The following is a 10,516-nucleotide window of genomic DNA, read 5'->3' as shown; positions in this document are numbered from 1 at the left end:
TGTTAAATTCCGAATGGAGCTTCTGATTCAGAGGCTTTTTGTCACAACCCCGTTTTTTTAAGTTCTAATACAGATTTCGCCGGTACACTGACGGGCTAAAGCCACTGTAGCGTTTAAAGGCCTTAGAGAAGGTGAATTCGTCCCGGTAACCAACCTGGTGGGCAACCTCCTGGACGGTCTGGTCCGTACTGCGAAGAAGCTGGCAGGCCTCTTCCATCCGCAAGTGGGTGAGGTAGCTCTGGGCTGAAATGTTGAGGTCCTTTTTAAAGATGGTGTAGAGGTAACTGCGCGAGATATTAAGGTGGTGGCACAGATCCTCAACGGTGCACGACTGTTTAGTGAAGTTTTTTTGCAGGTAGTAAGTAGCTAACTTGAGATGATCATGGGCCTTACTGCCGGCCTTAGGGGCCTGACCAGGATATTCCGTCACCAGGTGGTAGAACATCTGGTAGGTCAGTGTTTCAACCAGGATGTCGTTGGCTAAGGAGCTTTTCTTCTTCAGTGCGGCGAAGAGGCAGGAGAGGCTGTCATAAAAGTGACTCCCCTGGACCTGACGGAGGTACCGCTTGGTAAACAGGGCCGACCCGGCCAGCATTGTCTTGATCTTCGTTCCCGAAAGGCCAATCCAAAAGTACTTCCAAGGGTGCTGACCATCGGCCTGGTAGAAGCAGGGGACCCCCTTTGGCAAGAGGAAGACATCGCCCTTTTTCAGGGTTACAGCAGGGTGGTTAGCCGAGGAGAAGGTTCCCTGGCCGTCCATGACGTAGTGGATGACATAATTGTCACGGACATTATTTCCCCGGTAAAAGTAGTTGGGCCGGCAGTTATCCTGGCCAATAAACAGGATGTTACTTTCGAAGCTTTTGCCAGTAAGACTTTTGTATTCACCGTCCATTTTTTTCTCTTCCTTCCATGTTGATTTGTTCAATCATGATTACTCTTTATCACCATTGTAGCATGGAACATCAAAATTACATGTCGATTGGTTAGTAAAATTATTTTGCACATATTGGAACTTTTTAGCCATGGAATGATAAACGATTATCAAATATAATATTATCGAATTCCGAAAGCGGATACAGAAACCGTTTTTAATGTTAAGGAGAGAAAGATTATGAGTACTGAAAATAAGAACAAGATGCCGATGCGGCAACGTCTTGCTTATAGTTTTGGTGCCTTTGGTAACGACTCGTTCTACGGTCTCCTTTGTGGCTACCTGATCATGTTCATTACCTCGCACCTGTTTGATACGGGCAACCAAAGTCTCGATAACAAGATGATTAGTATTGTGACACTGATTATCATGTGCCTGCGGTTTGTCGAATTGTTAATTGACCCCTTCATTGGGAACGCAATTGACCGGACTAAGACCCGGTGGGGACACTTCCGCCCGTGGGTGGTAATCGGTGGGACCGTCTCCGCGGTGATCCTCCTCTTGCTATTCACCAACATGGGAGGCCTGTACAAGAAGAGTGCGATTGGCTACCTCGTCTTGTTTGGGGTCCTCTATATCACGATGGACATCTTCTATTCCTTTAAGGACGTCGGTTTTTGGTCGATGTTACCATCACTGACGACTGATTCTCGAGAACGGGAAAAGACAGCTACCTTCGCCCGGGTTGGTTCAACCATCGGTGGGGGGATGGTCGGAATCATCGTTATGCCGGCTGTCATCTACTTCTCCGCAACCAAGACCAGTACCGGTGACAACCGTGGTTGGTTCGTCTTTGCCTTGATTATCTGTTCTTTGGCCATGTTATCTGCCTGGGGGGTAGGAATCTTCACCCGGGAGACTAACAGTGAAATTCGGAAGAATAAGAAGGACACAGTTGGTATCGTCGGCATCTTCAAGGCGCTCTCCGGTAATGACCAACTGATGTGGGTGGCCTGTGCCTACCTCTTCTACTGTGTTGGAATTAACATCATTAATTCCCTGGAAGTTTACTACTTCACCTACATCATGGGGGCACCAAAGGCATTCTCGATTTTCTCCACGATCAATGTCTTCTTGGGAATCATCGGGACTTCCTTATTCCCGTTCTTCTCTAAGCACCTTAGTCGGAAGACCCTCTTTACCAGCCTGTTGGTATTCATGCTGTGCGGGATTGCCCTCTTTACCGTCGCTGGCGACAACCTGGCATTGGTTCTGATTGCCGCTTCGATGTTCGGCTTCCCCCAACCAATGGTTTTCTTGATTGTCCTGATGGTCATCACTGACTCCGTTGAATATGGGCAGCTGAAGTTAGGCCACCGGGACGAATCCCTGGCCCTGTCCGTCCGGCCGCTGCTCGATAAGTTCGGTGGTGCCGTAGCCAATGGGGTCGTTGGTCAAGTAGCCATCCTGGCGGGGATGACGACTGGGGCCACTGCTTCTTCGATTACCGCCACGGGACGGATGAACTTCAAACTAATGATGTTTGCTGTACCAGCAGTCCTTTTGGTCATCTCTATCTGCGTCTTTGCCAAGAAGGTGATCCTAAGTGAGGAAAAGCACGCCGAGATTGTTGCCGAATTGGAAAAGGCTTGGGGCAAGCACATTAAAGACGACGACCAGCCTGCTAAGGATGTTGACATTCCAACCCCAATTGCTGGAACCCTGATGAAGATGAGTGACGTTAAGGATGATGTCTTCTCCACCGGGGCCGCTGGGGACGGCTTCGCAATCAAGCCAAGTGATGGACGGGTCCTTGCTCCGTTTGATGCCACGGTCAAGCAGATCTTTACGACCCGGCACGCGGTTGGTTTAATCAGCGATGACGGGATTGCCCTCCTTATCCACGTTGGTATTGGCACTGTTAAGCTCAAGGGAACCGGCTTTGTTTCCTATGTTGAAGAGGGGCAACGGGTCAAGAAGGGTCAAGAATTGATTGAGTTCTGGGACCCAACGATTAAGAAGGCGGGCCTCGATGACACCGTGGTGGTTGCCGTGACGAACACCAAGAAGCTGGGACCAATTTCGCTAACTGCCAAGCCGGGAATAAATGTCCAAGCCGGGGACGATGTCTTGCAGGTTCAACTACAGGAAAATGACGAAGAACTAGTGCCGACGACCGATTAAGTTTATAATAGGTAATGTAAATGCTTACAAAAAGGGGTTATTTAAAATGAGTATCCATGTTAACGAAGAACACAAGCTTTTCCACTTGCAAACTGCCAAGACAAGCTATGTTTTCCAAATCCTGGAAAATGGTGAAGCGGGACAGCTTTACTATGGACCACGAATTCCGGTAAAGGCTGCCTACACAAACCTGGCCAGCCGGGAAGAACACGACTGCACGAATACGCTGACCGTTGAACAGTCCGATTTTCAACTAGAACTGATCAAGCAAGAATACGCCGGCTTAGGCAAGGGGGACTACCGCTACCCAGCCTATCAAATCACTTACAATGATGGGTCCCGGACATCCGAATTCAAGTACATGGGCTACAAGATTACCAGTGGCAAACAACGGCTGACCGACATGCCGTCATCATTTGACGACCAGGGGGACGATGCTCAGACCCTGGATGTGGAATTCAAGGATGAATACGCTGATGTTGCCTTGACCCTCCACTACACCATCTTTGACAAGGAAGACGTCATTGTTCGTAGCGCCACCTTTACGAACCGGGGCAAAGACATTGTCTTAAATCGTGCGCTGAGTGCCCAACTTGACCTGCCGGATGCTAACTACGATATGGTCCAATTCTCCGGTAGCTGGGCCCGGGAACGTCATTTGATTCGGACCCCACTCCGTGCCGGAGTTCAGAGCATCTCCAGTTTGCGGGACGCATCAAGTCACCAGCACAACCCATTCTTCATGCTGGCCCGGCCGCACACCGATAACAACCACGGTGGTGTCTTCGGTTTTAACTTTATCTACTCCGGGAACTTCCTCGACTCCGTGGAAGTTGACCAGTTCGACACGACCCGGGTCCTGGTCGGTATCAACCCGGACGAGTTTGGCTGGCACCTATCTGATGGGGAGAACTTCCAGACGCCAGAAGCAGTGATGACCTACACCAGTGATGGCTTCAATCAGCTGAGCCACCAGCTGGCTGACTTCTACCAGGGCCACTTGATCAACCCGCACTTTGCCCGTCAAGAACGGCCAATCCTGATCAACAACTGGGAAGCAACCTTCATGGACTTCAACGAAGACAAGTTGATGCCAATCGTTGACGAAGCTCACAAACTCGGCATTGAAATGTTTGTCCTCGATGACGGCTGGTTTGGCCACCGGGACGATGACAAGTCTAGCCTGGGTGACTGGTTTGTTGACGAAAAGAAGTTCGCTACTGGGATTGACGGCTTTGCCAAGAAGGTCCACGATAAGGGGATGAAGTTCGGCCTCTGGTTCGAACCGGAAATGATCTCAATCGATAGTAAGCTCTATGAAGCACACCCTGATTGGATGATTGCAACTCCTGGCCGGCAGAGCACGCCTGCCCGGAACCAGTTTGTTCTTGACATGACCCGCAAAGAAGTTGTCGACTACTTAGTTGATCACATCAGTGCCATCATTAAGAAGACCCAACTGGATTACATCAAGTGGGACATGAACCGGAACATTACGGAAATGTTTGGGGCCAAGCTACCCGCCGACCGTCAATTAGAATTTGCTCACCGCTACATCCTCGGGGTTTACCAACTGTATGCCCGCCTGACGAGTGCCTTCCCGAAGGTTCTCTTTGAATCATGTGCCTCCGGTGGTGGCCGTTTCGATCTCGGGATGATGTACTATGCTCCTCAAGCATGGTGCAGTGACGACACTGACGCTGTTGAACGAATCAAGATTCAAGACGGGACTTCCTATGGTTACCAACAATCGATGTGGGGTGCCCACGTTTCTGCGGTACCAAATGACCAGGTTGGCCGGCTGACTTCGCTGGCGACCCGGGCAGCCGTGGCCTACTTCGGTGACTTTGGTTACGAACTAGACATTACTAAGCTGCCAAAGGACCAACTGGCCGAGATCAAGGACCAAGTGGCCTTCTACAAGAAGTACCGGAAACTCTTCCAGTTTGGCAAGTTCTACCGCTTGGAAAACGCCGACACGGCAACCGACAACGTTTACGACTGGGAAGTTGTTAATGATGACAAGACCAAGGCTATTATGGCGCGCTTCCAGATCCTCAATGGCGCCAACCCAGCTTACATCCGGGTATACTTTGCAGGCCTGGACCCTGAAAAGCAATACACGGTTAACGGCGGGGACGAGAAATTCTCTGGTGCTGAACTGATGAACGCTGGTTACTTTGTACCCCGGATTATGGACCGGACAAAGCCGGAGAAGGATCCATCGGACTTTAGTTCACGGCTCTTTGTTGCAGAAGAAGCTTAAAGAATAATAGTTGAATAATAAAAAGGTTTGGCTGCGATGATGTTCGTAGTCAAACCTTTTTATTAGGGCTCAATTCCCAGTACCCGCATGTGGCCATCTAATGCCAGCCTGATTAAGTTGTGGGCCAGCTGGCGGGCACTCATGTCATGGGCCTGGCCCTCATGGAGCCACCAGGCGAGGACGCTGATGAAGATTGAGAGAATATAGGTGATAACCAGGTCGGAAGGAATCGTGCTCTTTTTATCAATGCCGAACTCCTTCAGAATGCCGCTAATATTGGTGCTGAGAATCGGGGTCAGCTGGTTCTGGAGGGTCCGAGAGGGCGTCCCGTCAATAATCAAGAGGAGGAGGTCCCGGTTTTTAGAACATTTTTCCAGAACCCCGGTCAGGGTATCCTCGAGCTTAGTGAACATGATCTTGCGGTTCAAAAAGAGGAGGGGGTTCCGTAGGGGAGTGAAGAGGCCGATTGCCTGCTTGAAAACTTGGTCGTAGAGGTCCTGCTTGTCGTGGTAGTGGGCATAGAACGTGGCCCGGTTAACCATCGCCTTGTCCGCAATTTCCTGGACGGTAATGGCGTCGATGCTTTTCTCCTTCGTCAGGGCAACAAAGGCATTAACGATGTTTTGCTTGGTCCGTCGTACTCGAATATCTTCTTGGAGTGTCACATCAATTCCCCCCCCCCTTTAAATCAAATCCGACACAATGTTGGAATCTGTTGTCTAACAAACAGACCCGTAATTTTTGCTGATTGAATGTTGATAATTTTCATTTAAAAATATACTTAATTATATTATACACGCTGTTGGAAAAGTACGGTGTGATTATGTCAGGGGAGAAATTTAACGATGACAGAGAAACTCTATGGGGGGATCGATGTTGGTTCAACCACGGTTAAACTCGTGGTGATGAACGATGCTCACCAGACCCTTTTCTCGCGATACGAACGCCACTATGCGGACGTCAAGGCGGCTAGTGAGCGCGTAATCAAGGAAGCAATTGCCGAACTGGGTGGCGCCACCCCAATTGCCTTCACGATTACGGGGTCCGGTGGGATTGGTCTGGCCAACCTATTGCAACTGAAGTTTATTCAGGAAGTGATTGCCTGCACCAAGACCGTTGAGCAGCTGATTCCCGAGACGGATGTGGCGATTGAGCTGGGGGGTGAAGATGCCAAGATCACCTTCTTCGGCGACTCCCTGGAACAGCGGATGAACGGGAGCTGTGCTGGGGGTACTGGCGCCTTCATCGACCAGATGGCGGTCCTTTTAGATACCGATGCCGATGGACTGAACAAGCTAGCCCGGAACGCGGAAAAGATTTACCCGATTGCCAGTCGCTGTGGGGTCTTTGCCAAGACTGATGTTCAGCCGCTGATCAATGATGGGGCCCGGAAGGAAGACATTGCGGCAAGTATTTTCCAAGCCGTAGTCAACCAGACAATTTCCGGCTTGGCTGCTGGTCACAAGATTAGCGGACACGTTGCCTTTTTGGGTGGCCCCCTCTACTTCATGGATCAACTGCGCCACCGTTTTATTGAGACCCTTCATCTGACCGACGATGAAGTGATCTTCCCGGAGAACCCGCAACTCTTCGTGGCCCAGGGGGCGGCCCTTTATGCTAATGACCAGCCGACGCTGTCTTTGGGCATCTTGTTGGACCGGCTGGAACACGGTGATTCCTCCGTTCTGGCACCATCACACTCCCTTGACCCGCTCTTCAATAACGAAGACGAGCTGGCGGCCTTCCGTCAGCGGCACGCCAAGGACCGGGTTGAGGCCGGTGACCTGGCCAACTACCACGGGACGGCCTTCTTGGGAATTGATGCTGGTTCGACAACCACCAAGATTGTCTTGATGTCGGCGGACCACAAACTCCTGTTTACCGAATACGACAACAACGATGGGGACCCATTGGAGAAGACCAAGCAGATGCTCCGGGACCTGAACCTGAAGATGCCGGCCGACGTGAAAATCGGCAAGGCCTGCGTCACTGGTTACGGCGAGCACCTAATCAAGAACGCCCTCAACGTTGACCTTGGCGAAGTGGAAACGGTGGCTCACTACCAGGCGGCCCACTACTTCCAGCCGGACGTCGACTTTATCCTGGACATCGGTGGTCAGGATATGAAAGCGATGACCGTCAAGAACGGGGCCCTGGCTGACATCAAACTGAACGAAGCCTGCTCATCTGGCTGTGGATCTTTTTTGGAGACCTTCGCAACTGGCTTGAAGTACAATATCCGGGACTTTGCCCAAGCCGCCTTGCTGGCTAAGCACCCGGCTGACCTGGGCTCCCGGTGCACGGTCTTTATGAATTCCAAGGTTAAGCAGGTTCAAAAGGAAGGGGCCACGATTGGTGACATTTCCGCCGGCCTGTCATTCTCCATCATCAAGAACGCCCTCTTCAAGGTAATCAAGATGCGGAGTGCTGACGAACTGGGCGACCACATCGTCTGCCAGGGTGGGACCTTCTATAACGATGCCGTTTTGCGGGCCTTTGAGAAAATCGCTGGTGTCGACGTGATTCGGCCCAATATTGCCGGATTGATGGGGGCCTACGGTGCAGCCTTGATTGCTGAACATAACTACCAAGCCGGGGACCAGACTAGCCTTCTCTCTATCAAGGAGATGGAAAACCTGACCTTTGAAAAGGAGTACATGCACTGTGGTGGTTGTGCCAATAACTGTGAACTGACTTTGACCATCTTTAATGACGGTCGGAAGTTTGTTACTGGTAACCGCTGTGAACGGGGTGAGGCCCGGGCCCTCCGTCTGCACGGCCAGCGGCCCCGGAATAACGGGAAGGTCAATCTGGTCGAACGGAAGTACAAGGAACTTTTCAAGTACCGGCCGCTCCGCAGTAAATTGGCCAAGCACGGTACAATTGGTCTTCCCCGGGTCCTGAACATGTACGAAGATTACCCACTGTGGGCCACCTTCTTCAAGCAACTGGGCTTCCGGACGATTCTGTCGCCAAAGGGGAGTAAGGAGCAATACGAGAAAGGGATGGAAACCATCCCGTCCGACACGGTCTGTTACCCGGCCAAGAACGTCCATGGCCACATCATGGCATTGATTGCCAACCGTCATGTTGACCGGATCTTCTACCCGGCAATTGTCTACGAACTGCAGGAGAAGAAAGCGGCAAACAACCACTACAACTGCCCAATTGTTCAGTCGTACCCTGAAGTGATTCGGAATAACGTTGACGAGATTCGGAGTGGTCAGGTCGACTTCCGGGACCCATTTCTGAACCTGGCGGACCACCAGTCAACGGCGGAGAACCTCTACGAATGTTTCAAGGACTTGGGGGTAACGAAGCAGGAGGTCCGCGATGCCCTCGAGACCGGTTACCAGGAACTGGACAACTTCCACCAGAAAATTCATAACTGGGGTGAAGATACCCTGGTGATGTTAAAACAGAAGGGGGAACACGGGGTTGTCCTTGCCGGGCGCCCTTACCACCTCGACCCGATGATCAACCACGGGATTTCCCAGATGATCACAGCTGCTGGTTTCCACGTCCTAACGGAAGACTCAATTGCCCACCTGGGCGACGTCAAGGGCCTCCGAGTAGTTAACCAATGGTCCTATCACTCCCGCTTGTATGCGGCAGCCCGGATTGCGGCCAAGACGCCGGAACTGGAATTTGTTCAACTGAACTCCTTCGGCTGTGGCCTGGATGCCATTGATACCGACCAGGTTGAAGAAATCATGAACCAGTACAACCGTCTCTACACCTGCCTGAAGATCGATGAAGGGGACAACCTCGGGGCCATCCGCATCCGGATTCGGTCACTGAAGGCGGCAATCAAGGAGCGGACAGAGAAGAAAATTCATCCGGAAAAACTCTACGACAACCCGACGCCGGTCAAGTTTACCAAGGAAATGAAAAAGGAGAAGTACACTCTACTTTTGCCGATGCTATCGCCAATTCACCAGCATAACCTGGTTGACGTGGCTCTCCAGGCATCGGGCTACAACGTTGTTAACCTGCCAATCAAGGATCGCCGTTCTGTCGATGTCGGGACCCGGTACGTGAACAACGATGCCTGCTACCCGGCAATCATTTCGATTGGGCAGATGGTAGAAGCCCTGCAGAGTGGTAAGTACGACCTGAACCACACCGCCGTGATGATGAGTCAGACTGGTGGGGGTTGCCGGGCCACCAACTACGTGCCGCTGATTCGGAAGGCCTTGAAGGACGCCGGATTCTCGCAGGTACCGGTTGTTTCAATTTCTTTAGGAAACCAGGGGGTTGAATCGACACCGGGTTTCACCTTCACTCTGCCGCTGATCAAACGGGCGTCAATCGCTTTCCTGTATGGTGACATCTTCGAACGGCTGGTTTACCACACCCGGCCGTATGAGGTGGAGAAGGGGGCGACGAACGCCCTCTATGCCGACTGGCTCGACCGGGTACGGCCAAACGTGGAGAACGGGAGCTTTAAGGAATTTAAGCGGAACGTCCACGCAATTGTGCACGATTTCGATACCCTGCCAGTACGGGACATTGTTAAGCCAAAGGTCGGCGTGGTTGGTGAAATCCTGGTCAAGTACTCGCCAATTGCCAACAACGACATTGTGGGGACCCTAGAAAAGGAAGGGGCCGAAGCAGTGGTTCCGGACATTGTGGGCTTCATGAATTACTCCCTGTATAACCAGGTTTACCGTCACCAACACCTTGGTGCTAAGAAGAGCTCGCAACTATTTGCGGCTGTCCTGTTGAAGCTGATTCGTCAGGCGGAGAAGCCAATGGATGAGGCTTCGCGGGCTTCCAAGCACTTTGAAGGTATTACCCCGTGGGATGAAGTGGTTGCCGGTGCTAAACCGGTCCTCTCCCTGGGGAACATGACCGGTGAAGGCTGGTTCCTACCAGGTGAAATGGTAGAACTCCTCCGTTCCGGCGTTAACAACATCGTCTGCATGCAGCCGTTTGGGTGCTTGCCAAACCACATCGTTGGTAAGGGGATGCTGAAGGAACTGCGCCGTGAATACAAGGGTGCCAACCTGATGCCAATCGACTACGACCCTGGTGCTTCGGTGGTCAACCAACTTAACCGAATCCGGTTAATGATGGCGACTGCCAAGAAGAAAGTGGCTGCAGAAGAAGCAGTGACAAGTGAATAAGTAATAGAAAACGGGGTTGTGACAAAAAGCCTCTGAATCAGAAGCTCCATTCGGAATTTAACA

At 51.5% G+C, this 10,516-nt stretch carries 5 protein-coding genes; 3 read left to right on the top strand and 2 right to left on the bottom strand.

From position 1 onward, the window contains the following. Positions 1-64: 64 nt before the first annotated feature. On the bottom strand, positions 65-895 hold the full coding sequence (locus FD32_RS06250) for an AraC family transcriptional regulator (RefSeq protein ID WP_047769534.1): 831 nt from the start codon (positions 893-895) through the stop codon (positions 65-67). A gap of 219 nt (positions 896-1,114) precedes the next feature. Here FD32_RS06250 and FD32_RS06245 point away from each other — a divergent pair, with 219 nt between their 5' ends. Beyond that, positions 1,115-3,058 (top strand): sugar MFS transporter, encoded by a 1,944-nt coding sequence (locus FD32_RS06245; RefSeq protein WP_047769535.1) that lies wholly within the window; start codon positions 1,115-1,117, stop codon positions 3,056-3,058. A 46-nt stretch (positions 3,059-3,104) separates the two neighbouring features. Then, positions 3,105-5,324 (top strand): alpha-galactosidase, encoded by a 2,220-nt coding sequence (locus FD32_RS06240; protein ID WP_056962139.1) that lies wholly within the window; start codon positions 3,105-3,107, stop codon positions 5,322-5,324. Between the two features lie 62 nt (positions 5,325-5,386). On the opposite strand, the gene FD32_RS06235 is transcribed toward FD32_RS06240, so the two are convergent. Then, positions 5,387-5,989 carry a TetR/AcrR family transcriptional regulator gene (locus tag FD32_RS06235; RefSeq protein ID WP_047769539.1) on the bottom strand — a complete coding sequence of 201 codons (603 nt, stop codon included), beginning with the start codon at positions 5,987-5,989 and terminating at the stop codon, positions 5,387-5,389. Positions 5,990-6,169: 180 nt separating this feature from the next. Here FD32_RS06235 and FD32_RS06230 point away from each other — a divergent pair, with 180 nt between their 5' ends. After that, positions 6,170-10,453, top strand: a complete 4,284-nt coding sequence (locus tag FD32_RS06230; protein WP_047769541.1) for a 2-hydroxyacyl-CoA dehydratase — start codon at positions 6,170-6,172, stop codon at positions 10,451-10,453. The last annotated feature ends 63 nt before the right edge of the window (positions 10,454-10,516 follow it).

Source organism: Limosilactobacillus panis DSM 6035 (genome assembly GCF_001435935.1).
Classification (GTDB): Bacteria; Bacillota; Bacilli; order Lactobacillales; family Lactobacillaceae; genus Limosilactobacillus; species Limosilactobacillus panis.
The sequence above is the reverse complement of the archived record's forward strand: the minus strand, read 5'-3'. Positions and strand labels throughout refer to the sequence as shown.

What these genes read in the sequence shown, in the direction of transcription:
- FD32_RS06250 (WP_047769534.1), bottom strand. Translation starts at nt 895, where the DNA reads ATGGACGGTGAATACAAAAGTCTTACTGGCAAAAGCTTCGAAAGTAAC.
- FD32_RS06245 (WP_047769535.1), top strand. Translation starts at nt 1,115, where the DNA reads ATGAGTACTGAAAATAAGAACAAGATGCCGATGCGGCAACGTCTTGCT.
- FD32_RS06240 (WP_056962139.1), top strand. Translation starts at nt 3,105, where the DNA reads ATGAGTATCCATGTTAACGAAGAACACAAGCTTTTCCACTTGCAAACT.
- FD32_RS06230 (WP_047769541.1), top strand. Translation starts at nt 6,170, where the DNA reads ATGACAGAGAAACTCTATGGGGGGATCGATGTTGGTTCAACCACGGTT.